Origin of the sequence: Pseudomonas sp. BBP2017 (assembly GCF_003024385.1) — a bacterium.
Taxonomy (GTDB): domain Bacteria; phylum Pseudomonadota; class Gammaproteobacteria; order Pseudomonadales; family Pseudomonadaceae; genus Aquipseudomonas.
Window position 1 is genome coordinate 1 of record NZ_PVZN01000004.1, and the last position, 23,897, is coordinate 23,897.

Below are 23,897 nucleotides of genomic sequence, written 5' to 3' on the forward strand. Positions count from 1 at the left end.
CGAGGCAAGAGCGCGAAAGTCGCGCTCATTGCCTGCATGCGGATACTGCTGATCAGGCTGAACGCCATGCTACGCGACGGTACCGAATGGCGGTGACGAATAGCATGGTGAAGACAGTTGCTCCCACCGGATTTATACAACCTCCGTGGGAGCAGGCTATGCTTTTACCTTTACCGGTGGCTCGCCTCGGGTGTTTCTACCGTCATGACCTGACCTCGCAATGGGGACCTGGATGCAGGGACTCAGGTTTTTTCGACCGCGCACGGCGCCAATCGCTCATTTTTTTTGAACCCTACGCGTCCCATCGGCTCTGAACTCTTACCGCCACCTCGTAACGGAGCACGTTCGATGACCCGCGATGAGCCCTTCGAAACCGACCGCGTAGCCCCGGCAAACGATGATCCCGAGCAGGCCATCAGCCTGTCCCAGGCGCTGCTGCAACCGCGCATTGTGATCGAGGGTACTCAGCCTGTGCTCGACGGTGGTTTGTTTGCGGTCAAGGCGGTGATCGGCGAGACGCTTGAGGTCAGCAGCAAGGTCTATGTCGATGGTCATGACCGCCTGGCGGTCAGGCTCAACTGGCGTCAGGCTCACAGCCGGCGCTGGCATTGCGTCCCCATGAGCTTTGTCGGCAATGACCTGTGGCAGGCGCGGTTCAGTGTGAGCGAGCAGGGGCGGCACCTGTTCAGCATTGAGGCCTGGATCGATCCGTTCGCCACCTATTGCCATGACCTGGAGAAAAAACTCAACGCCGGGATGGCCGTGCCGCTGGAGCTGCAGGAAGGCTTACTGTTGCTCGAACAGCATATACAGCGCAGTGATGGCCCATTGCGTGAACAACTGCAGGCCCTGCGCCAGGCGCTGCCGAGCCTGTCTGCTGAAGAGCAGGTAGCGCAACTGCTGCACGCTGACACCGTCGTGCTGATGCGCGAGGCCGATCATCGTACCTACTTGAGTCATAGCCCCGAATACCCTTTGGATGTCGAGCGCCGACAGGCCCTGTTTGCCAGCTGGTATGAGCTGTTTCCCCGCTCGATCACCGACGATCCCGAGCGCCATGGCACTTTCAACGATGTCCATGAGCGTTTGCCGATGCTCCGCGACATGGGCTTTGACGTGCTGTACTTCCCACCGATCCATCCGATCGGTATGCGCTATCGCAAGGGCCGGAATAATGCCCTCGAGGCCGAACCAGATGATCCAGGCAGCCCCTATGCGATTGGCAGCGAAGAGGGCGGGCACGAGACGATCCATCCACAGTTGGGCAGCCGCGAGGATTTTCGCCGCCTGGTCGCTGCCGCCGCCGATCATGGCCTGGAGATTGCGCTGGACTTTGCCATCCAGTGCTCCCAGGACCACCCCTGGCTCAAGGAGCACCCGGGGTGGTTCTCCTGGCGCCCGGACGGCAGCATACGCTATGCGGAAAACCCGCCGAAAAAGTACCAGGACATTGTCAGTGTCGACTTCTATGCCGCAGAAGCCGTGCCGTCGTTGTGGCTGGCCCTGCGCGATGTGGTGCTGGGCTGGGTGCAGGAAGGGGTGAAGATGTTCCGCGTCGACAATCCGCACACCAAGCCGCTGCCATTCTGGCACTGGATGATCGCCAACATCCGCAGCCAGCACCCCGAGGTGATCTTCCTCGCCGAGGCCTTTACCAAACCTGCGATGATGGCGCGCCTGGGCAAGGTCGGTTACTCCCAGAGCTACAGCTATTTCACCTGGCGCAACACCAAGGCCGAACTGCAAAGCTACTTCGAAGAACTCAACCAGCCGCCGTGGTGCTACTGCTACCGGCCGAACTTTTTCGTTAACACACCGGACATCAACCCGTTTTTCCTCCATGAGTCAGGCCGTGCCGGTTTTCTGATCCGTGCCGCCCTGGCGACGATGGGCTCGGGGTTATGGGGCATGTATTCGGGCTTTGAACTGTGCGAAGCCACGCCGATCCCGGGCAAGGAGGAATACCTGGATTCGGAGAAGTACCAGATCCGTCCGCGGGACTTCAGCCAGCCTGGCAACATCATCGCCGAGATTGCCCAGCTAAACCGCATCCGCCGCCAGAACCCGGCGTTGCAGACGCACCTGGGCGTGGCCTTCTACAACGCCTGGAACGACAACATCCTGTACTTCGGCAAGCGCACCGCCGAACGCGACAACTTCATCCTGATTGCCGTCAGCCTCGACCCGCACCACGCCCAGGAGGCGCATTTCGAGTTGCCGCTGTGGGAGCTGGGCCTGGATGACAACGCCGACACCCTCGGTGAAGACCTGATGACCGGCCACCGCTGGACCTGGCACGGCAAGAGCCAATGGATGCGCATCGAGCCCTGGCACCTGCCGTTTGCTATCTGGCGTATCGGCCGTAGCTGAAAGCTTCAAGCTTCAAGTTGAAAGCGAAAGCAAATGCACTAGCTAGAAAGGAGTCGAACATGGCCAAGCGAAGCCGCCCGGCAGCCTTCATCGACGACCCGCTGTGGTACAAAGACGCGATCATCTACCAGGTGCACGTCAAATCCTTCTTCGATTCGAACAACGACGGTATCGGTGATTTTCCCGGCCTGATCGCCAAGCTCGACTACATCGCCGAACTTGGGGTCAACACCCTCTGGCTGTTGCCGTTCTACCCCTCGCCACGCCGCGACGACGGCTACGACATCGCCGAATACAAGGCCGTACACCCCGACTACGGCACCCTGGGCGATGTGAAGCGTTTTATCAGCGAGGCGCACAAGCGTGGCCTGCGGGTGATCACCGAACTGGTCATCAATCACACCTCCGATCAGCACCCCTGGTTCCAGAGGGCCCGTCATGCCAAGCCCGGCAGCAAGGCCCGGGACTTCTACGTGTGGTCCGATAGTGACCAGAAATACCACGGCACGCGGATTATCTTTCTCGATACCGAGAAATCCAATTGGACCTGGGACCCGGTGGCCGGCCAATACTTCTGGCACCGCTTCTATTCGCACCAGCCAGACCTCAATTTCGACAACCCGCAGGTGCTAAAAGCGGTGATCGAGGTGATGCGCTACTGGCTCGATCTGGGGATCGATGGCCTGCGCCTGGATGCCATCCCGTACCTGATAGAGCGCGACGGCACCAACAACGAAAACCTGCCCGAGACCCATCAGGTGCTCAAGCAGATTCGCGCCGAGATCGACGCCAACTACCCCGACCGCATGCTCCTGGCCGAAGCCAATCAGTGGCCGGAAGATACCCAGCTGTATTTCGGTGAAGGGCAGGGTGATGAATGCCATATGGCCTTTCACTTCCCGTTGATGCCGCGCATGTACATGGCCGTGGCCCAGGAGGACCGTTTTCCGATTACCGACATCCTGCGTCAGACCCCGGAAATCCCGACCAGTTGCCAGTGGGCGATCTTTTTGCGTAACCACGATGAACTGACCCTGGAGATGGTCACCGACCGTGAGCGCGACTACCTGTGGAACTACTACGCCGAGGACCGTCGGGCCCGTATCAACCTCGGCATTCGTCGACGCCTGGCGCCACTGTTGCAGCGCGACCGGCGACGGGTGGAGTTGCTCAGCAGCCTGCTGTTGTCGATGCCCGGTACACCGACCCTGTACTACGGTGATGAAATCGGCATGGGTGACAACATCTACCTCGGCGACCGCGACGGCGTGCGCACGCCCATGCAGTGGTCGGTGGACCGTAACGGCGGCTTCTCCCGTGCCGACCCGGCGCGCCTGGTACTGCCGCCAATCATGGACCCGCTGTACGGCTTTGCCTCGGTCAATGTCGAAGCCCAGGCGCACGACCCGCATTCGCTGTTGAACTGGAACCGGCGGCTGCTGACGCTGCGCAAACAGCAAAAGGCCTTTGGTCGTGGCAGCCTGAGCATGCTCTCGCCGAGCAACCGACGGATTCTGGCCTACCTGCGCGAGTACACAGGCACCGATGGTAAGCGCGAAATCATCCTCTGCGTGGCGAATGTCTCGCGTGCTGCGCAAGCCGCCGAACTCGATCTGTCGCAGTACGCCGACAGCGTGCCGGTGGAGATGCTCGGCGGCAGTGCCTTCCCGCCCATCGGCCAGTTGCCGTTTCTGCTGACCTTGGCGCCCTATGGGTTTTACTGGTTCCTGCTGGCCGCCAAGGACCAGATGCCCAGCTGGCATGTGGAACCGGTGCAGAGCCTGCCGGAGTTCACCACCCTGGTACTGAAAAAACGTATGGAAGAGCTGCTCGAAGCGCCCGCGCGCAGTGTCTTGCAAGACAGCATCCTGCCCCAGTACCTGCCCAAGCGTCGCTGGTTCGCTGGCAAGGAGGCGGGTATCGACCGGGTGCAGATCGCTTACGGTGTTCGTTTTGGTACCGCCACGTACCCCGTATTACTGAGTGAGATTGAAGTCACCAGCGACGGCCAGAGTAGCCGTTACCAATTACCCTTCGGCTTTGTCGGTGAGGATCAGATCACCAGTGCACCCCCGCAGCAACTGGCTCTGGCACGGGTTCGGCGTGGACGCCAGGTGGGGCTGATCACCGATGGCTTCGTCCTCGAAAGCTTTATCCATGCCGTGCTGGTTGCTTGCCGGGATGATGTCCGACTGCCATGCACTGAAGGTGAGCTGCGCTTTCACGCCACAGAGCAACTGGTGGCCCTGAACCTGGCCGACGACGCCCAGGTGCGCTACCTCTCGGCTGAACAGTCCAACAGTTCGGTGGTGGTGGGTGGCAGCCTGGTGCTCAAGCTGATTCGGCGGGTCAATCCCGGGGTTCACCCGGAGCTGGAGATGAGCGCCTACCTGACCGCTGCCGGGTTCGGCAATATCTCCCCGTTGCTGGGGTGGGTGAGCCGGGTGGACAGTCAGCAGCAGTCGCACTTGCTGATGATTGCCCAAGGCTATCTGAGCAACCAGGGCGATGCCTGGGACTGGACCCAGAACAACCTGGAGCGGGCCATTCGCGACGAGCTGGAGCCTGGAAATTCGGCGCTGGAAGGCCACACCAATGCCTTGCAGGATCTGGCGGGCTTTGCCGCCATGCTCGGCCGCCGTCTGGGTGAGATGCACCTGCTGCTGGCGGCGCCGAGCAAAGATCCGGCGTTCCGGTCGCGCCCCAGCACCGCGCGTGATTGCCAGGCCTGGGGCAAACACATCGGTGCGCAACTGAGCCGCGCCCTGGAGCTGCTGCAAGCGCATCGGGTCGAGCTGGACAGCGACAGCCAGGCGTTGGTCGACGAGCTTGAGCAGCAACGCCAGGACCTGCTGGCCACTGTCGCCACCTTGAGCGCCCAGGCCCAGGGTGGGCTGTTGATGCGCGTGCACGGTGACTTGCACCTGGGCCAGGTGCTGGTGGTGCAGGGCGATGCTTACCTGATCGACTTCGAAGGTGAACCGGCCCGGTCACTGGATGAGCGGCGTGCCAAGCACAGTCCTTACAAGGATGTCAGCGGCGTGTTGCGATCCTTCGACTATGCTGCTGCCATGGTGCTGCGCAGTGCCTCCAGTGTCGACCTCTCGGACAGTGCTCGCCAGGCTCGTCAGCGCGTCGCCAGGCGTTATCTGCACCAGGCCCGGCATGCCTTTGTCGAGGCCTACGGGCTGGCCACCGAGGCCATGCCGCATGCCTGGGAACATGCCGACGGCGAGCGTGCGGCACTGGAACTGTTCAGCCTGGAAAAGGCTGCCTACGAAATTCTGTATGAAGCCGAAAACCGCCCAAGTTGGTTGGCCGTGCCTTTGCATGGCCTGTATGGCCTGACAAGTACCTGGGGAGAAAGCTGAATGAATCAACGCAAGCGCGAGGAAGGCGGGCTGGATCAACGTGACATCGATGCCCTGGTCAGGGCCGAGCATGCTGACCCGTTCGCTGTGCTTGGCCCGCACCCGGATGGTGCGGGCGGCCAGTTTGTCCGCGCCTATTTGCCCAATGCCCTGAACGTGCATGCGCTGGCCCGTGACGACGGCCGGCTGCTGGCGGAGTTGGAGCAACAGCCCGTGCCGGGCCTGTTCATCGCCCACCTGAGCGAGCAGCAGCCCTACTTGCTGCGGATCCAGTGGGCCAGTGGCGAACAAGTCACAGAAGACCCTTACAGCTTTGGCCCGCTGCTGGGCGACATGGACCTTTACCTGTTTGCCGAGGGCAATCACCGCGATCTGTCCTCCAGCATGGGGGCGCAGCCGGTGCCGGTCGAGGGAATCGACGGCGTACGTTTTTCGGTGTGGGCGCCCAACGCCCGGCGGGTATCGGTGGTGGGTGACTTCAACAACTGGGACGGCCGTCGCCATCCGATGCGTCTGCGTCATGCCTCAGGTGTGTGGGAGCTGTTCGTACCGCGCCTGCAGGCCGGTGAAGCCTACAAGTACGAAGTGCTGAGCCGCGACGGTATCTTGCCGCTCAAAGCCGATCCTCTGGCGCGGGCCACCGAGTTGCCGCCGAGCACCGCTTCAAAGGTTGCTGGCCCACTGGCGCATGACTGGCAGGACCAGCACTGGATGCAAGTGCGTGGTGAACGTCAGGCCACCACGGCACCGCTATCAATCTACGAACTGCATGCCGGCTCCTGGCAATGCGAGCTGGACGACACCGGGGAGGTCGCGCGCTTCTACAACTGGCGCGAACTGGCCGAACGCCTGGTGCCCTATATCCAGAAAATGGGCTTCACCCATATCGAGCTGATGCCGATCATGGAGCACCCCTTCGGCGGTTCCTGGGGTTATCAGCCGCTGTCGCTGTTCGCGCCCACCGCGCGCTATGGCTCGGCCGAAGACTTCGCCGCCTTCGTCGATGCCTGCCACCAAGCGCAGATCGGCGTAATCCTCGACTGGGTGCCGGCGCATTTCCCCACCGACAGCCATGGCCTGGCGCGTTTCGACGGTACCGCGTTGTATGAATACGAGAACCCGCTTGAAGGCTTTCACCAGGACTGGGACACCCTGATCTACAACCTTGGGCGCACCGAAGTGCACGGCTTCATGCTGGCCTCGGCGTTGCACTGGCTCAAACACTTTCATATCGACGGCCTGCGAGTCGATGCCGTGGCCTCGATGCTTTACCGTGACTACTCGCGCAAGGCGGGCGAGTGGGTGCCCAATCGCCATGGTGGACGCGAGAACCTGGAGGCCATTGATTTTCTCCGTCATCTCAACGATGTCGTCGCCCTTGAAGCGCCGGGGGCGCTGATGATCGCAGAGGAATCCACGGCGTGGCCCGGGGTCAGCCAGCCGACCCAGCAGGGTGGTCTGGGCTTTGCCTACAAATGGAACATGGGTTGGATGCACGATACCCTGCACTACATCCAGAACGACCCGATCCACCGTACCTACCACCACAATGAGATGAGTTTCGGCCTGATCTATGCGTATTCCGAGCATTTCATCCTGCCGATCTCTCACGATGAAGTGGTGCACGGCAAGCATTCGCTGATCGACAAAATGCCCGGTGATCGCTGGCAGAAGTTTGCCAACCTGCGCGCGTACCTGACCTTCATGTGGGCGCATCCGGGCAAGAAACTGCTGTTCATGGGCTGCGAGTTTGGCCAGTGGCGCGAGTGGAACCATGACAGCGAGCTGGACTGGTACCTGCTCAAATACCCGGAGCACCTGGGCGTTCAGCAGCTGGTCAGTGACCTCAACCGGCTGTATCGCGAAGAGCGTGCTTTGCACGAACAGGATTGCCTGCCCCAAGGGTTCCAGTGGTTGATTGGCGATGATGCGCACAACAGTGTGTATGCCTGGCTGCGTTGGAGTGCCAGTGGCGAACCATTGCTGGTGGTGGCCAACTTCACCCCGGTGCCGCGAGAGGGCTATCGCATTGGGGTACCGTTCGGGGAGCGTTGGGTTGAGGTGCTTAACAGCGATGCCGAGGGGTATGCCGGGTCCAACTATGGCAACCTCGGGGAAGTGGCGAGTGAGGCCGTGGCCAGTCATGGGCAGCCGTTGTCGCTGGGGTTGAATCTGCCGCCGTTGGGGGTGTTGATCTTGCGGCCGCGGTGAGCGGTCGGCATTTTCGGCTTTTACTCGAGTGCGCAACTTCTTGCGCACTCAAATTTGCATAATCCCCCTGTTTTACCCCCTTTTTATCGCTGCAGGCCACGGCCCACGTGGCTTGTAGCCAAGTGCGCAACTTCTTGCACAGTACTGCGCAAGAAGTTGCGCACTTTTCAGGGCTTTTTCGTGTTGAAAGTTGCCTCAGTCACGCGAAGAACGGCTGTAAGCCCCGGTTTATAAGGCTTGAGCAACTTATGGCATGCCCCTTGTATTGGGTACAGGGGCTCAGCGGGTGATTTTGCCCGCCGGGCACCTCTATTTTCAGCAAGGAGTATTCATGGCTACCCCCGCATATATGTCCGTTACCGGCACCAAACAAGGCTTGATCACCGCCGGTGCCTTCACCGCCGATTCGGTGGGCAACACCTACCAGGAAGGTCACGAAGACCAGGTCATGGTTCAGGGCTTCCAGCACGAAGTGATCATCCCGCGTGATCCACAGTCCGGCCAACCCACCGGCCAGCGCGTACACAAGCCCGTGGTCATCACCAAGGTCTTCGACAAGGCGTCGCCCCTGCTGCTGGCGGCGCTGACCTCCGGTGAGCGTCTGACCAAGATCGAAATCCAGTGGTACCGCACCTCGGCGGCCGGCACCCAGGAACACTACTACACCACCATCCTGGAAGACGCGATCATCGTCGACATCAAGGACTACATGCACAACTGCCAGGATCCATCGAACTCGCATTTCACCCACCTGGAAGATGTGCATTTCACCTACCGCAAAATCACCTGGACCCACGAAGTCTCCGGTACTTCCGGTTCCGATGACTGGCGTACTCCGGTCGCTGGCTAAGTATTGTCGAGCATGCATGGGCCGGTTTTGTGCTGGCCCATGCGCTATTTTCCCAGCTTAAGGGCAAGCCTATGTTTGTGTCGGCTAATACTGCGCATTTCGAGCTATTGATTCCCGATGTTCGCAATGATTTCAAGGTTCTGGCGTTTGACGGCACGGAAGCTCTCAGCTGCTTGTACGCAATCCGTATTGAACTGGTCAGCGAGTACCGCGATCTTGATCTGCAAAGCCTGCTCAGCCAACCGGCGTTTCTGCGCTTTGGCTTGAACGGCGAAGGCCTGCATGGGCGGATCGAAGATGTACTGGTGGGCGAGGCCGGTAAACGTCTGACCCGCTATCAGCTGACCCTGGTACCGGCGCTGCACTACTTGCAGTTCAGCCACAACCAGCGGATTTTCCAGCAACTGACGGTGCCGCAGATTATTGCCCAGGTCCTCAAGGGCCATGGCATCCTGGCCGATGCCTTTACCTTCCATGTCCGCAACAGTCCCACCCGTGAATACTGCACGCAGTATCTGGAATCGGACTACGATTTCGTGCGGCGCCTGTGCAGCGAAGAAGGGATTGCCTGGCACCATCAACACAGTGCGGATGGCCATCACCTGGTGTTCACCGACGACCAGACCTTTTTCCCCACCCTGAACCCTGTCCCCTACCAGCAAGGCGCCGGTCTGGTCGCCGAGCAGCCGGTGATCAGCCGGTTCTCCCGGCGTTTGAGCACCCGTACCAGTACCGTTACCCGGCGCGGCTACGACCTGAAGCGCCCGAGCCGGTTGCTGGAAAGCCAGTTCACCGCCGAGTTTACCCCGAGCCTGGAAGACTATCGCTACCCCGAGCTGCTCGAAACGGAGCAGCGCGGCGTGCAACTGGCGCGCCAGGCCCTGGAACGTCATCGCAGCGACTATCAGCTGGCCGAAGGTCAGAGCGATCAGCCGGCGCTGCGCAGCGGCCACTTTTTCAAGCTCACCGAGCACCCGCGCCAGACGTACAACGACCTGTGGCTATTGCGCAGTGTGACCCACGAAGGCAAGCAGCCGCAGGTGCTTGAGGAGTCGCTCGGCAGCGACAGCCCGCCTGCGGACGGCTTCAGCCAAGGCTATCGCAACCGCTTCAGCGCCATTCCCTGGGACGTGTTCTATCGGCCACCGTTGCTCACGCGCAAATCGGTGCTGGTCAGCCAGACCGCCCGTGTCACCGGACCTGAGGGCGAAGAAATCTTTTGCGATGAACATGGCCGGGTCAAAGTCGAGTTCCATTGGGACCGCGCCGAGCTCAACAGCGACAAGAGCAGTTGCTGGTTACGGGTGTCGTCCAGCTGGGCCGGGGCGGGCTTTGGCGCGGTGACTATTCCGCGCGTCGGCATGGAAGTGGTGGTGACCTACCTGGAGGGTAACCCCGACCAGCCGTTGATTACCGGCTGTGTGCCGAACACGCGCACACCGGTGCCTTATCCCTTGCCAGCGAACAAGACCAAAACCGTGCTGCGCAGCCGCAGCACGCCGGACAGCAGTGGCTACAACGAGCTGTCGATTGAGGACCGCAAAGGCCAGGAGCTGATCTACCTGCGCGCGCAACGCGACCTGGAACAAAAGATCGAGAATGACAGCCGCCTGGAAGTCGGTAACGAACGCCGGGAGACCATCAAGGGCAACAGCATTGCGGTGCTGGAGGCTGAAGAGCAGCGCACTGTCAACGCCGACCGAAAGGTCGAACTCAAAGCCAATGACTACCTGCAGGTCGCCAGCAGCAGCCATACCCGCGTCGGGCAAGCGCTGGTGGTTGAAGCCGGTCAGCAAGTGCACCTCAAGGCAGGGGCCCATCTGATCCTCGACGCGGGGGCCAGCATCACCTTGAAAGGTGGCGGCCAGCATATCGTTGTTGGCCCAGGCGGCATTTTCAGCAGTACTGAAATCCAGATCGGCGGCGCGCCGCAGGGAGGGACTGCGGCGAACCCACTGTTACCAGGCGTACTCCAGGCGCTGATCACACCATCTGACTTGCCACCCGTCATTGCCCCGACACAACAGGCGCTCATGGCCGCTGCCAATGCTCAGGGCGCAGACTTCTGTGCACTCTGCGAGGCCTGTAAAAATGGCCTGTGCTCGCCAGCGGGGGACGCGGCATGACACCTACCTTACCCCGCCACTGGATGCTGGAGCAGCTTCGCTTGGGTCGAACCCTTTGCCTGGTTCTGGACGCTGAAGGCGCACGTGATACACACCTGGCACTGTTGAATCGTCAGGATCCTGATCAGTATTACAGCGTATACCGCGACACCCAGGCCTGCGGCCTGGCCGATGCCGGTCCTTTCATATTCATTCTCGACAATTCTGACGATGACCGCGTCAACGCTTTGCTTGAGACCCCACAACGCAACTGGGGATGGCTGGCGAGTATCGCGCAAGGCGAGCGGCTTGAACTGCTCAAGCATTGGCGCGAGCGTTTGATCATCGGCTTCCGACCGAATCAGGCGCTGTACCGCTTTCATGACAATCGCGTGCTGAGCCGGGCGCTGAGGCATTTGCCTGAGGACCTGTTGCCTGCTTACCTGGGGCCAGCGATCAGTGTGTGCTATTGGCAGGGTGAGGGTTGGCAGGTCACCGCAAACCCCGTTCCAGGCCACTATGCGGTTCCTGAACATCCCGCCTGGCTGCGGATCCCCGCGCCGGCCACGCAGGCGGCGGAGATACGGAGAACCAATGCCCACCGCTATCTGTTGGACCAGCATCTGCAGGCCTACATGGCACTGGCTGAGCAGCAAGATCCCGAGGCGTGGCTGGACGAACAACTGGCGCTGGTTGATGCATGGGGCTGGGTCGAGCCGGCGCAACTGGCGTTTCTGTTTGCGCAGCGTTTAACCGGACCTGGCGCTATACCGGCTGAGCGCTGGCAGGCGCGTCCAGATGAAACCCCAGGCGCGCATTTCGAGCGATTGTATCGGGAAGCGGCGTTTTGGCAAGGAGACGCTCCCCTATGAGTCTGGCACTTCAGCGCTTGGTTTTGCTCTGTTGCTTTCCCTTGATGGCAAGCTGCGCCATCGGTGGATCCGATACTTTTACCTTTACGGCTGATTTGCCACCTAACTTCACTTATCGTGCTATCGCTGTCTATGTTCCGGCCAAAGGCGAGACTTGTACTGTGCCCGGCGGTAGAAATACCGAGGTTGGATTCAATAGAAAGTGGCGTACTGAGTACAAGCCCGACTCTGAAATAGCGTTGTATCGCACGGTCAGTGGCTGTCCGATGGAACTTGGGCGAGTCAAACTCGAAATCAACGCAATCTATGGGAATGATCGCGGGGACTTCGGTAGCGATAATGCAGGTATTTCGATTCGTGAAAAGGTAGAGGAACAATATAAAAGTACCTTTAACGAAGTTGGGGAAAGCGAGTTCTACGGTCAGTGCCAGTGGCTGTTTCGTACAGTAGGGCTGAATCGCCGGATTGTGAAACTTCTTGACTGCAAACGTTTTGACGCAGAGGGGAACTTGAGCCGCTACCGTCCTGCAGCGGCTTTCACCCCTGATCAACTGCCGGGCAAAACCGTGCGGATGAAGATCACGCTGGCTGAAGAGGAACGGCCCTCTATCAGAGATACCTGGGTCAAGGTGCCTGGCGGTTGGAAACGTTGTATGGGCAATAACTTTGAAGATCAGTATGCATTTTGCTATGGCAACTACAAGGACTTCAGCACCTTCCAGATGGTTGATGGAAGACAATGCACTATTTACCCCGGCTGTACCGAATAAGGAAGTCATGCATGAACACTTTGAATGAAGAGTTAAAGCACCCGTTAAATAATCGCATGCTTACTTGTCCCGTACAGGGCAAATGGACCAGTTTTCAGTTAGTCGACGAGACTGGTTCGGGGGAGCCATATGCGGGTCTGGCCTATGAGGTGACCGACGCGGAGGGCTTCAAGTACCGCGGCAGGCTGGACGCCACCGGCAGCAGCAGGGTGGACAACCATTACGCCGGGCCGATTGCCCTGATCCTGGATCAGAAGTATCAAGGACATGAACAGGTTTATTCGTTTTTACAAGCAAGAGAACATTATCCACTCGAAATCACTGAATTACAGGTACGTGCCGAACAGACCCGCTACCAGAGCCACTTTGGCTCGCGAACGCGGAGTAATCCTGCGCAAGTGGAGGCCGATGCTTTTTATCAGGTAGAAGTCCGCCAGTTGGTCCAGCATAGTGCGCACCTGCCACCCATGGTTGACTGCCACTACCCGGTAAGCAGCGGGGCGTCCCGGCTTATGCGCGAGCATGGCAAACAGGGCGTGTGCTTGTGCTCCAATAAGCACAATGTGTTGGAGGTACGCCCGTTGCGGGCACTGCGTCCACTGCTCTCCACCGACTCGGCGTTCTGCGCGCTGAACCTGTACCAGCTCGCGTTGATGGCAACCTTGAGCTATTGCCCCTTCGGGCAGAAGCCTGATGAACAGCCTGTCAAAACAGATAAAGTCAGTTTCACGTCGCAGCCCAGCAGTGGCAACTGGTTTGGCGATGCCCTGGCCAAGTTCGATGAGCTCTGGAAAGTCGGTGAGGAGCAACTCAAGGCGTATTACCCCTTGTACGAGGATGTGGCCTATTCCAGACGCTTGGAGATCGTACCTTTTGATCCTGCACTCTACCCGGCAAATAACCCGGCACTGGAGGGCGATCAAGAACACCCAGCAAATATTCACTTTTTCGATGACAGAGGCAAGGAGAGCGATACCGACTCACAAGCCTTCATCACCCATAACGACGAATTGATTTTGATCGCTGTACGCGGCACCAATGAGAAACTTGCCGACGGCCTTCGAGATGCCGATGCGCTTCAAGTGCCTTTTGAAGAAGGCCTGAGTAATGTCCACCGTGGTTTCTATGAGGCGGCGAAGAATGTGTATACGTTTGTAGTGAAATACCTCGATAAATTCTACACCGGACAAAAGCTGATGATCTGTGGCCACAGCTTGGGCGGTGCTATCACCTTGCTGCTTTCGGAAATGTTGCGTCGAAACAAAAGATATGGCGCTGACATCGTGCTCTACACTTACGGCGCCCCCCGAGCAGCTGACACAACCTTTATCAAAGAGGCTGCCGATCTGGTACACCACCGCATGGTCAACCACAACGACCCGGTCCCCAGCGTGCCGGCTACCTGGATGAACACCAAACCCAAGGTGTACCTGTCCGGCGCGGCGCTTACCTTCGTCAACGTGCCGCTAGGGCTTTCGGTGTTTGTCGCTGGCATCACCAATCTGAACGGTGAGCCTTACGAACACCACGGCACATTGCAGCACTTCATGCCGGTGGAGTTTGGCGGCAACAGGAAGTCAGCGATCCTCTGGCAGCCTGGGTGCGACACCATTGCCCAACACGCGGCCTGTAGCCTGGCGATCAAGCAGGTCGACGGATTGCCAATACGGCCTGGGTTGCTGACGCAACTCTTCAACGCGGGTAATCACTCGATGGTGGGCGGTTACATTCCGGCGTGCTGGGCGACATTCCGGCGCTGGCAAGAAGCACAGGAGCAACAGCGCTCGTTAGTGACCGATGAAGAGCTCAAGCTGGTCGATGGGGCAATGGAAAAAATAGACGTTCAGCTGCGCATAAAGCGTAAGCAGCTCGACAACGGCAGCGTGTATGCCCGCAGTCAGCAGTTAGCCATCAATGCGCTCCGGCACGAGATCAAGGCGTTGCGCACCACCCGAGACCGCTTGTACCTCCTGAGCATCTACAGCAAGGACGAGCAAGCCGTCTATGGTTCGGTGTCTGCACACCCTGAGCGATTGGCCGAGAGCCTGTCGCGTTGGAATGCCCACCCGGAAAACAGGGTGGCTGAACAGCTGGCCATGGCGCCTGTCGATGATACTGATGAAAGCCTGTTGGCGTTGATTGGGGAAGACACCCCCGGCAAGCCCTACACCCTGGACATAGACTCAATCAGCTAACGATCAGTTCAAATGAGCGTCGCGAGTCGGGCGTTGTCGAGACCTTCTCACACCGTCACGTGTTGAAGAGCAAGTGGGCAGGTCACTGCCCACCCCCTTTACCTTTTTTGATCGCCATCAATCGCACTCACCCCCCAACCCTGTAGGCTCAAATCCCGAATTGAGACGTGAGCCGAGAGGGTCCAATGATCTACCCATTGCTGTTGACCCTGCACCTGTTCGCTGCCTTGATCTTTATCGGCACGGTGTTCTTTGAAGTGCTGTTCCTGGAACACATCCGCAAACAGCTGCCCGCCAAGCTCATGCTGCTGCTCGAACAGGCCATCGGCCGACGCGCCCGGCAACTGATGCCCTGGGTGTTGCTGGTGCTGTTCGGCGCCGGCGCAGGGATGGTCTGGCTGCGTTATCTGCCGCTGCTCGAAGCGCCATCAAGTTCATCATTCGCCACCTTGTTGCTGGCCAAGATTGTGCTCGCCGCCAGCGTGCTGGTGCATTTTCTCGGTGCCATGCTGCTGTTCAAGACCGAGCGCATGACGGCCCGCTGGGTGAAGTTCATTCACGCCAGTGTGTTTACCCACCTGGTGCTGATCGTCTTGCTGGCCAAAGGCATGTTCTACCTGAGCTGGTAGGCATGCCACCGACGCTTGATGCAAATCAAGGCGCTCAGGCCGTTATCGACAGACACTGAAACTCCGTAGCCCGTCTCGGAGCTCCCGTCATGCTCGATGTCCTTCCCCCCCGTAACGAGCAGGTCGTTAGACGCGATCAAGGCGTGCTCGACCCTAACAGTTATGTCGATGTCCGCAGGTTTCATCGCGGTGTCGGTTCGCTGGATGTGCTGCGCGCACTGCGTAACAGTCGCCAACAGCAGCGGCCGTTGTCGTTGAATGTGCAGGTGCCGACCCACTTGCGTACCGACGGCCAATCCGTCGATGCCTATTTGCAAGCCCTGGCCCGGGAGATAGACCTGGTGGGGTGTCACCTGGCCACGCAACAACGGGTCGAGCAGTTTCATCTGGGCGGGACCACGCCTGCGCCCGCGCAGCTGCAGCGGTTGATGAGCCAGCTGCACAAGCGCTTCAACTTTCTCACCCATGAGAGCGGCGACTACAGCGTCGATGTCGATCTGCACCACACCAAGTGGGCGACCATGGGGTTGTTGCGTGACCAGGGTTTCAATCATGTCAGCATCGGCGTGCCGGATATCGGTGACGGCAGCGAGCTGTCGGTGGACCGCTATCAGAGCCCGGCGCCGATTCATTCGCTGATCGATGCCGCCCGCACTTTTGACTATCGTTCGGTGAGTGTCGATCTGGGCTACGGCCACGCTTGGCAGACCCCGGCAAGCTTCGCCCTGAAGCTGACCACCCTGATCGAACTGGAGCCCGACCGCCTGCAAGTGTTCGATTACGCCCAGCCGCCGCTACGTTATGCCCAATGCGCCCAGCACGCAGCCAGTAGCGAGCAGGACAAGGCGATGATGCGCCGCACCTGCTTTGAATTGTTGCTCGCGGCGGGGTACCAGCCTATCGGCCTGGGGCAGTTCGTGCGCCCGGATGACGACCTGGCGATCGCCCAGGAACGTGGTCGTCTGCGCCGCAACTGTCAGGGCTTTACCCGTTATGGCTATTGCGATCATGTCGGCTTTGGCCTGGGCGCGATCAGCCAGCTCGACGCGTTGTATGCGCAAAACACCGAGGTGTTGGCTGATTACCTGGAATACCTGCAACGGGGCCAACTGGCCACTGCGCGTGGCTGGCGCTGTGCAGACAGCGATCAGCTCAGGCAGCGGGTTATGGAACGCCTGGCCTGTGACCTGCAATTGGATATCCAGGCCATTGAAACCCGCTACGGCATGAATTTTCAGCAGTACTTCCCGACTGCCTGGCGGCGGCTGGAGGCCATGAGCCAGGCAGGGCTGGTTGAATTGAGCGAGGGCTTGATCAGCATCCTGCCCGCTGGCCGCCTGGAAGTTGATGCAATCTGCCAGCTGTTCGAACAGGAGGTGAACAGTTCGGCGCTTTCGTCCCGACACGAGTGGATCGATCATGATGCCTGCCTTTGATTTCAACCGTGCCCTGGTCAAGAAGTACGACCGGCCAGGGCCACGCTATACCTCCTATCCCACCGCGCCGCAGTTCCATGAGGCCTTCGCTATCGATGATTACCTGCAGGCGGCGCATGCCAGCAATCAGGCGGCGAGCCCCAAGCCGCTGTCGGCCTACATCCACATTCCGTTCTGCCAGAGCCTTTGCTACTACTGTGCCTGCAACAAGATCATCACCCGCAAGACCCATCGCGCGACCGAGTACCTGGCGTATCTGAAGCGTGAAATTGCCATGCAGGGGGCGTTGTTCGATCGCCGTCGCACGCTCACCCAGCTGCACCTGGGCGGCGGTACGCCGACCTACCTGAGCGGCGAGCAACTGGCCGAGCTGATGGACAGCCTGCACCAGGCGTTCAACCTCGACGACAGCGATAACCACGAGTTTTCCATCGAGGTAGACCCGCGCACCATCAGTACCGGGCAGATCCAGCTGCTACGCGGCCTGGGTTTCAACCGCCTGAGTTTCGGCGTGCAGGATTTCGATGCGGATGTGCAGGCGGCGGTCAATCGCCGACAAAGCGAAGAGCAGATCTATGCCCTGGTCGCGGCAGCGCGTCAGGCGCAGTTCAAATCGGTCAGCGTCGATCTGATCTACGGTTTGCCACTGCAGACGGTGCAGAGCTTCGACCTCACCCTGAGCAAGATCATCGCCTTGCGCCCGGACCGTATTGCCGCCTACAGCTATGCCCATCTACCCGAGCGGGTGCGCGCGCAGCGGATGATCCGCCCCGAGGATATGCCACCACCGGAGCGCAAGCTGGAGTTGCTGGAGCTGACTATTCGCCGCCTGACCGAAGCCGGCTACGTGTACATCGGCATGGACCATTTTGCTTTGCCGGATGACGAACTGACCCTGGCGCGAGCCAATGGCACGCTGCAGCGTAATTTCCAGGGTTATTCGACCCATGCCGACTGCGACCTGATCGGCCTAGGCGTGTCGGCGATCGGCAAGGTGGGCGATAGCTATAGCCAGAGTGTGAAGTTGCTGTCGCAGTATTACGCGCGGCTTGATCAAGGCATGTTGCCGGTTCAGCGCGGTTACCGCCTTAATCCGGATGACCTGTTGCGACGCGAAGTGATCAACGAGCTGATGTGTCACGGCCGGATCGACTTCGGCACATTCGAAGCGACCCACGGCATCCGTTTCAATGACTATTTCGCCGAGGCGCTTGAGCAACTGGCCGAGCAGGTAGATGACCACTTGCTGGCACTAGAGCCGGATGCACTGCAGCTATTGCCTCAGGGGCAGCTGATGATGCGCAACACCGCCATGGCCTTCGACGCCTACCTTGGCGGCGGGCGCAAGGGCCAGTTTTCGCGCACGGTCTGAGGCTGCTTGACGGCGATCAAGTTTGCCCCGCGCGGCGCTTGTCGCGTGGCACCTGGCTCTTTAGCGTGTTCTTCGAACCCGCTAAAGAGCCAGGTGCCGCATGAACCTCAAGCCTGTTTGTGAATCCCGATCCGAACCTTTCTACCAAGCACAGCGCAATGAGCTGGAGCTGTTTGAACAAGCCTGGCGCCACGGCCTGCCGGTGCTGATCAAAGGCCCCACCGGCTGTGGTAAAACCCGCTTCGTCCAGCATATGGCCCAGCGCCTGAACCTGCCGTTGCACACCGTGGCCTGCCACGATGACCTGAGTGCGGCGGACCTGGTCGGCCGTCACCTGATCGGCGCCGAAGGCACCTGGTGGCAGGACGGGCCGCTGACCCGTGCGGTACGCGAAGGTGGCATCTGCTACCTCGACGAGGTGGTCGAAGCACGTCAGGACACCGTAGTGGTCCTGCACCCGCTGGCCGATGACCGCCGCGAACTGTTTCTGGAGCGTACCGGCGAAGTGTTGCAGGCGCCACCTTCGTTCATGCTGGTGGTGTCCTATAACCCCGGCTACCAGAACCTGCTCAAGGGCATGAAGCCCAGTACGCGTCAGCGTTTCGTCGCCATGCGCTTTGACTATCCGCCTGCCGCCGAAGAAGCGCACATCGTTCGGCGCGAGGCCGGGGTAGATGCCGCCCTGGCCACCCAGGTGGTCAGGCTGGGACAAGCCTTGCGGCGTCTGGAGCAGCATGACCTGGAAGAGGTCGCCTCGACCCGGCTGCTGATTTTCACCGCCCGCATGATCGGTGCCGGCATGAACCCGCGCGAGGCCTGTCTGGCCTGCCTGGCCGAGCCTTTGAGTGATGATCCGGTGACCGTGGCGGCGTTGATGGACGTGGTTGATGTGCATTTCGCCTGAGGCTGTTGTTGCCCGCTAATACCCGAGTAAAACCATCGGCGTTTCTTGATTGCCATCAAGCAGGTTTCAAGCCCTCGCTTCCTATCATGGCCAGGCCAAGCCATGAGGAAGTGACCATGTCAGAGACCTTCACCAAAGGCATGGCCAGGAACATCTATTTCGGGGGGAGTGTGTTTTTCTTCCTGATATTCCTGGCCTTGACCTATCACACCGAGCAGACCTTTCCCGAGCGCAGCAATGTCGCGCAATTGAGCGACGCCGTGGTGCGTGGCAAGACGGTCTGGGAGCAGAACAACTGTATCGGCTGCCACACGCTGCTGGGCGAGGGTGCGTATTTCGCGCCGGAGCTGGGCAATGTGTTCCAGCGTCGTGGCGGCGAGGAAGGCTTCAAGCCCTTCATGCACGCCTGGATGAAGATGCAGCCTTTGGGCGTGCCGGGACGCCGGGCCATGCCGCAGTTCAACCTGAGCGAGCAGGAAGTCGACGACATCGCCGAGTTCCTCAAATGGAGCTCGAACATCAACACCAACGGCTGGCCGCCAAACCAGGAGGGCTGAGTGATGAGCAGTGCCAATCCCCATCTGAAATTCGCTTCGCAAGCCGTGGCCAAACCTTACTTCGTGTTTGCCCTGATGCTGTTTCTCGGCCAGGTGCTGTTCGGTTTGATCATGGGGCTGCAATACGTGGTCGGTGATTTCCTGTTCCCGGCCATTCCCTTCAACGTCGCGCGCATGGTGCACACCAACCTGCTGATTGTCTGGCTGCTGTTCGGTTTCATGGGCGCGGCCTATTACCTGGTGCCGGAAGAGGCTGATCGCGAACTGCACAGCCCGAAACTGGCGATCCTGCTGTTCTGGGTGTTCGCCGCCGCCGGTGTCTTGACCATCCTCGGCTACCTGCTGGTGCCGTATGCCGGGCTTGCCAGGCTGACCCACAACGAGCTGCTGCCGACCATGGGCCGCGAGTTCCTCGAACAGCCGACCATCACCAAGATGGGCATCGTGGTGGTGTGCCTGGGCTTTCTCTACAACATCGGCATGACCTTGCTCAAAGGCCGCAAGACCACCGTCAGTATGGTGATGATGACCGGCCTGATCGGCCTGGCGGTGTTCTTCCTGTTCTCCTTCTACAACCCCGGTAACCTGGCCCGCGACAAGTTCTACTGGTGGTGGGTGGTGCACCTGTGGGTGGAAGGGGTGTGGGAACTGATCATGGGCTCGATGCTGGCGTTCGTGCTGATCAAGATCACCGGCGTCGACCGGGAAGTGGTGGAAAAATGGCTGTACGTGATCATCGCCATGGCGCTGATCACCGGCATCATCGGTACCGGCCACCACTTCTTCTGGATCGGTGCGCCCGAGGTCTGGTTATGGGTCGGTTCGATCTTCTCGGCGCTGGAGCCACTGCCGTTCCTGGCCATGGTGCTGTTTGCCTTCAGCATGGTCCGCAACCGTCGTCGGCAACATCCCAACCGCGCCGCCACGTTGTGGGCCAAAGGCACTACGGTGACGGCGTTCTTCGGGGCTGGCGTGTGGGGCTTCCTGCATACCCTGGCGCCGGTGAACTTCTACACCCACGGTACGCAATTGACCGCGGCCCACGGCCACCTGGCGTTCTACGGCGCCTACGCGATGATCGTCATGACCCTGATCAGCTATGCCATGCCGCGTCTGCGCGGGTTGGGTGAGGCCGCCGATGAGCGCGCGCAGAACCTGGAGGTCTGGGGCTTCTGGCTGATGACCTTGTCGATGGTGATGATCACCCTGTTGCTGACCGCGGCCGGTGTGGTCCAGGTACTGCTGCAACGCTGGGCCGAAGACGGCAGTGCTTTGCCGTTCATGTCTACCACTGAGCATCTGCGCGGGCTGTTCTGGGCACGCCTGGTCAGTGGCCTGGGCTTTATGGCGGGGTTGCTGTGCTACCTGCTGAGCTTCCGTCAGCGCGGCCGCGCAGCGTTACGCGTACCGGCACGGGTGGTGCCGTCATGAACCACGACAGGAGGCAACATGACGTTCAGCCTTGAACTGGAAGAGTGGGTTGGTAGTGTCTGGCATCGCTTTATCACCCGGCGTGCCAGCCCGGACTTTCCTCAGGCGGGCATTGACCTTGCCCCGCGTCAGCGCGGGCTGGCCCTGTTGTTCCGGGCCATGGGCGGTGCGCGCAACCAGGGCGTGGAGGCGGCCAGCGAGCGCGATCTGCTGCTGCGCCGCACGCTGTTGCAGCAGATCGCCGGTACCTGCAAGCAGGTGCCACTGGCCTGGTGTGACGGGCGTAATCTGCGCTTGCCCAGCCGTCTTGCGGTGTTTCCCGAGGCCGGGTTGAACGAGGAACTCTATCGTTGGCTGGCCTTGCTGGCGGCACACGCGGGGCCGATGCGACACTGGGGGCGGGACAACCAGCGCTGGACGCAAAACGTGTTGCAGCGCTACCCGGCACTGACCGGCCGTTACCAGCGGCTGGTCGACGCCCACTTGCTACTGCGCCCGGACCCGGCCGCATTGAGCCCTGCCGAAGCGGCCCTGGAGCGCGCGCTGCGCCAAGCCTTGCGCGAGCCGGGCAGCGTCAGCGAGTTTCCCCGCAGTGAACGGGCGGCGTGGCCTTTGCCGCTGTGGCTGTACCCGCCGTTGCATCAGCCAGGTGCTCCGGCGGGGGAGTTGGAGGACTCCAGCGAGTACCTGGCAACGCCGCCCGGCGAGCAGCGCAGCGCACGCAAGCGCGCCACGCGCATCGATGAAAGCCGCCGTGAGGGTGGGCTGCTGGTGGTGCGCCTGGAAAACCTGTTCAGCTGGACCGAGCATGTTGACCTGGACCGCTGGACGGACGACAGCGAAGACCCGGACGCCGCCCGGGTCGCCGACGATCTTGATCAGTTGACCCTGTCGCGCACCCGTCTGCGCAAGGGCGGCGGCCTCAAGCTGCACCTGGATTTGCCGCCCGCAGAGGTAGACGACATTCCCTTGGGTGAGGGCATCAAACTGCCGGAATGGGACTATCGCACAGGGCGTTTGCAGGCGAATTTCGTCAACCTGCAGATGTTCGAACCGCGTGCTTGTCAGGCGCAACCCTTGCCGCCACGCCTGCAACCGGCGGCACGGCGACTGCGCCGTCAGTTCGAGCAGCTGCGCAATGACCGCCAATGGTTACGTCAGCAGCCTCAGGGCAGTGAACTGGATTTGCAGGCCTGGCTGGACTTTCATGTTGAGCGCAGCCATGGCCAGTGTGCCGAGCGTGGCCTGTTCATGGCGCAACGGCAGACACGTCGTGACCTGGCCTGCCTGCTGCTGGCTGATGTATCGATGTCCACCGATGCTCACCTCAACGATGAACACCGGGTGATCGAGGTGATCCGCGACAGCCTGTTGCTATTTGGCGAAACCCTCGCGACCCTGGGGGATGACTTTGCCTTGTACGGGTTTTCTTCACTGCGTCGCCAGCAAGTACGTCTGCAGGAACTCAAGACTTTCGCCCAGCGTTACGACGACAGCACTCGTGGCAAGATTCAGGGGCTGACGCCGGGCTACTACACACGTATGGGCGCCGCGATTCGCCAGGCCACGTGCCTGCTTGGCACCAGCAAACGGCGCCGCAAGCTGTTGCTGCTGCTGACCGACGGCAAGCCCAATGACCTGGATCTGTATGAGGGGCGCTATGGCGTCGAAGACACCCGCGAGGCGGTGCGCGAAGCGCGGCGTCAGGGGCTGATCCCGTTCTGTATCACCATCGATCGCAAGGCCGCTGACTACTTGCCGTACATGTTCGGCAGCAACGGCTACAGTCTGATTCGCCAGCCCGAACAGTTGCCGCTGCGCCTGCCGCAACTGTATCGCCAGTTGACCCAACCTTGAGCCGCGGCTAGCGCGGCAACCAGAACACCATCACCACGCAGAACAGCGTCAGGCCAATACAGAACCACAGAAAGCGCAATTGCCGCCGGGCCGCGGCGTGCGCCTCGGAGGCCGGCAGGGGCATGCCGCAGTGCTCGCAGGTGACGCCCTGGGGCGGATTGCTGTGTTGGCAGTACAGGCACACGGGCAGGGCTTTCATTCGAATTGCTCCAGCCGTGGGCGGTCGAGAATGACGATGCGCCGCCCGTCCTGGGTGATGATCTGTTCATCGATCAGGCGGCGGATGATCCGCGAGAAGGTTTCCGGCTGGATCGACAGGTGGCCGGCGATCAGTTGCTTGGCCATCGGCAGTTCGAACTGACGCTCGACCGGCCGGGCCTGCATCAGCTGCGTCAGCAGGTAGCGCACCACCCGGTGAGTGGCGTTCTTCAGCGACAGCGTTTCGATTTCGTTGACCCGCTGATGCAGGCGCACGCAAAGCTTGCCGAGCAGGGCGAAGGTCAGGCGGCTGTTGTTCTGCAGCAAGCGCATGTAGGTGCCGGTGGGCAAACGATAGAGCTGCGAGGGGCCTATCGCTTCGGCCGAGGCCACATAGTTCGGGGTGTCCATCAGCATCATCGCTTCGGCGAAGGTTTGCCGTGGGCCGACCACTTCAAAGACTTTTTCCTGACCGTCGGGGGTCAGGCGGTAGATCTTCACCGCGCCGGCAATCACGAAGTAGAACGCCTCGGCTGGCTCGCCTTGGTGGAACAGGGGCTCACCCTTGTCGACATTGAGCAAGTGGCTGGACGCCATCAGCTCATCCAGCTGCTCGTCATTCAATGGTTCGAACAGGTGATGGCTGCGCAAAATCTGGTGATGGACGCGATGAAGAACCATGGGAGTTCATCCTCAGGCGGGAGGGAAGGGCCTCTCAGACAAGGCTGAGGGCGACGCGGCTGGCGGCGGCAATGAACGAACCCAAAAC

17 protein-coding genes and 1 pseudogene are annotated in these 23,897 nt (G+C 60.4%); 16 read left to right on the forward strand and 2 right to left on the reverse strand.

Features of this window, described 5'->3' with window-relative positions; all coding sequences use genetic code 11:
• The 16 genes and pseudogenes from C6382_RS24315 to C6382_RS07205 form a co-directional block, all read left to right on the forward strand.
• Positions 1–96, forward strand: a pseudogene (locus C6382_RS24315) (IS110 family transposase); the annotation flags it as partial.
• A 252-nt stretch (positions 97–348) separates the two neighbouring features.
• Positions 349–2,370, forward strand: coding sequence for an alpha-1,4-glucan--maltose-1-phosphate maltosyltransferase (locus C6382_RS07135; protein WP_107023817.1), 2,022 nt, complete (start codon positions 349–351; stop codon positions 2,368–2,370).
• 59 nt (positions 2,371–2,429) lie between these two features.
• On the forward strand, positions 2,430–5,741 hold the full coding sequence (gene treS, locus C6382_RS07140) for a maltose alpha-D-glucosyltransferase (protein WP_107023818.1): 3,312 nt from the start codon (positions 2,430–2,432) through the stop codon (positions 5,739–5,741).
• Positions 5,742–7,952 (forward strand): 1,4-alpha-glucan branching protein GlgB, encoded by a 2,211-nt coding sequence (gene glgB, locus C6382_RS07145; protein ID WP_107023819.1) that lies wholly within the window; start codon positions 5,742–5,744, stop codon positions 7,950–7,952.
• 331 nt (positions 7,953–8,283) lie between these two features.
• The gene (locus C6382_RS07150; RefSeq protein ID WP_107023820.1) at positions 8,284–8,802 is read left to right on the forward strand and encodes an Hcp family type VI secretion system effector; all 519 of its coding nucleotides are present in this window, start codon (positions 8,284–8,286) and stop codon (positions 8,800–8,802) included.
• Between the two features lie 71 nt (positions 8,803–8,873).
• Positions 8,874–10,928, forward strand: coding sequence for a type VI secretion system tip protein VgrG (locus C6382_RS07155; protein WP_107023821.1), 2,055 nt, complete (start codon positions 8,874–8,876; stop codon positions 10,926–10,928).
• Between the two features lie 41 nt (positions 10,929–10,969).
• Complete coding sequence (locus tag C6382_RS07160; protein WP_371919578.1) at positions 10,970–11,779, forward strand: DUF4123 domain-containing protein; 810 nt, start codon at positions 10,970–10,972, stop codon at positions 11,777–11,779.
• Positions 11,776–12,549: a hypothetical protein gene (locus C6382_RS07165; RefSeq protein WP_107023823.1), complete on the forward strand. Its 774-nt coding sequence runs from the start codon at positions 11,776–11,778 to the stop codon at positions 12,547–12,549. Before C6382_RS07160 ends, C6382_RS07165 begins: the two co-directional genes overlap by 4 nt.
• A gap of 11 nt (positions 12,550–12,560) precedes the next feature.
• Complete coding sequence (locus C6382_RS07170; protein ID WP_107023824.1) at positions 12,561–14,744, forward strand: lipase family protein; 2,184 nt, start codon at positions 12,561–12,563, stop codon at positions 14,742–14,744.
• Positions 14,745–14,929: 185 nt separating this feature from the next.
• Positions 14,930–15,373: a CopD family copper resistance protein gene (locus tag C6382_RS07175; RefSeq protein ID WP_107023825.1), complete on the forward strand. Its 444-nt coding sequence runs from the start codon at positions 14,930–14,932 to the stop codon at positions 15,371–15,373.
• An 89-nt stretch (positions 15,374–15,462) separates the two neighbouring features.
• Entirely contained in the window at positions 15,463–16,809 is a 1,347-nt protein-coding gene (locus tag C6382_RS07180; RefSeq protein ID WP_107023826.1) for a coproporphyrinogen III oxidase, read from the forward strand.
• Positions 16,793–18,181 carry an oxygen-independent coproporphyrinogen III oxidase gene (gene hemN, locus C6382_RS07185; RefSeq protein ID WP_107023827.1) on the forward strand — a complete coding sequence of 463 codons (1,389 nt, stop codon included), beginning with the start codon at positions 16,793–16,795 and terminating at the stop codon, positions 18,179–18,181. The genes C6382_RS07180 and hemN overlap by 17 nt, the downstream gene beginning before the upstream one ends.
• 100 nt (positions 18,182–18,281) lie before the next feature.
• Entirely contained in the window at positions 18,282–19,085 is an 804-nt protein-coding gene (locus tag C6382_RS07190) for a CbbQ/NirQ/NorQ/GpvN family protein (RefSeq protein WP_107023828.1), read from the forward strand.
• Between the two features lie 116 nt (positions 19,086–19,201).
• A complete protein-coding gene (locus C6382_RS07195; protein WP_107023829.1) occupies positions 19,202–19,642 on the forward strand; it encodes a cytochrome c in 441 nt (146 codons plus the stop codon).
• 3 nt (positions 19,643–19,645) lie between these two features.
• Positions 19,646–21,073, forward strand: a complete 1,428-nt coding sequence (locus C6382_RS07200) for a cbb3-type cytochrome c oxidase subunit I (RefSeq protein ID WP_107023830.1) — start codon at positions 19,646–19,648, stop codon at positions 21,071–21,073.
• Between the two features lie 18 nt (positions 21,074–21,091).
• Positions 21,092–22,930 (forward strand): nitric oxide reductase activation protein NorD, encoded by a 1,839-nt coding sequence (locus C6382_RS07205; protein ID WP_107023831.1) that lies wholly within the window; start codon positions 21,092–21,094, stop codon positions 22,928–22,930.
• Positions 22,931–22,937: 7 nt separating this feature from the next.
• Here C6382_RS07205 and C6382_RS07210 read toward each other — a convergent pair whose 3' ends face one another.
• On the reverse strand, positions 22,938–23,129 hold the full coding sequence (locus tag C6382_RS07210) for a protein DnrP (RefSeq protein WP_107023832.1): 192 nt from the start codon (positions 23,127–23,129) through the stop codon (positions 22,938–22,940).
• Positions 23,126–23,809, reverse strand: a complete 684-nt coding sequence (locus C6382_RS07215) for a Crp/Fnr family transcriptional regulator (protein ID WP_107023833.1) — start codon at positions 23,807–23,809, stop codon at positions 23,126–23,128. Before C6382_RS07215 ends, C6382_RS07210 begins: the two co-directional genes overlap by 4 nt.
• Positions 23,810–23,897 lie beyond the last annotated feature (88 nt).

What these genes read in the sequence shown, in the direction of transcription:
- C6382_RS07135 (WP_107023817.1), top strand. Translation starts at nt 349, where the DNA reads ATGACCCGCGATGAGCCCTTCGAAACCGACCGCGTAGCCCCGGCAAAC.
- treS (WP_107023818.1), top strand. Translation starts at nt 2,430, where the DNA reads ATGGCCAAGCGAAGCCGCCCGGCAGCCTTCATCGACGACCCGCTGTGG.
- C6382_RS07190 (WP_107023828.1), top strand. Translation starts at nt 18,282, where the DNA reads ATGAACCTCAAGCCTGTTTGTGAATCCCGATCCGAACCTTTCTACCAA.
- C6382_RS07175 (WP_107023825.1), top strand. Translation starts at nt 14,930, where the DNA reads ATGATCTACCCATTGCTGTTGACCCTGCACCTGTTCGCTGCCTTGATC.
- C6382_RS07210 (WP_107023832.1), bottom strand. Translation starts at nt 23,129, where the DNA reads ATGAAAGCCCTGCCCGTGTGCCTGTACTGCCAACACAGCAATCCGCCC.
- C6382_RS07180 (WP_107023826.1), top strand. Translation starts at nt 15,463, where the DNA reads ATGCTCGATGTCCTTCCCCCCCGTAACGAGCAGGTCGTTAGACGCGAT.
- C6382_RS07165 (WP_107023823.1), top strand. Translation starts at nt 11,776, where the DNA reads ATGAGTCTGGCACTTCAGCGCTTGGTTTTGCTCTGTTGCTTTCCCTTG.
- C6382_RS07205 (WP_107023831.1), top strand. Translation starts at nt 21,092, where the DNA reads ATGACGTTCAGCCTTGAACTGGAAGAGTGGGTTGGTAGTGTCTGGCAT.
- C6382_RS07215 (WP_107023833.1), bottom strand. Translation starts at nt 23,809, where the DNA reads ATGGTTCTTCATCGCGTCCATCACCAGATTTTGCGCAGCCATCACCTG.
- hemN (WP_107023827.1), top strand. Translation starts at nt 16,793, where the DNA reads ATGATGCCTGCCTTTGATTTCAACCGTGCCCTGGTCAAGAAGTACGAC.
- C6382_RS07155 (WP_107023821.1), top strand. Translation starts at nt 8,874, where the DNA reads ATGTTTGTGTCGGCTAATACTGCGCATTTCGAGCTATTGATTCCCGAT.
- C6382_RS07200 (WP_107023830.1), top strand. Translation starts at nt 19,646, where the DNA reads ATGAGCAGTGCCAATCCCCATCTGAAATTCGCTTCGCAAGCCGTGGCC.
- C6382_RS07150 (WP_107023820.1), top strand. Translation starts at nt 8,284, where the DNA reads ATGGCTACCCCCGCATATATGTCCGTTACCGGCACCAAACAAGGCTTG.
- C6382_RS07170 (WP_107023824.1), top strand. Translation starts at nt 12,561, where the DNA reads ATGAACACTTTGAATGAAGAGTTAAAGCACCCGTTAAATAATCGCATG.
- C6382_RS07195 (WP_107023829.1), top strand. Translation starts at nt 19,202, where the DNA reads ATGTCAGAGACCTTCACCAAAGGCATGGCCAGGAACATCTATTTCGGG.
- glgB (WP_107023819.1), top strand. Translation starts at nt 5,742, where the DNA reads ATGAATCAACGCAAGCGCGAGGAAGGCGGGCTGGATCAACGTGACATC.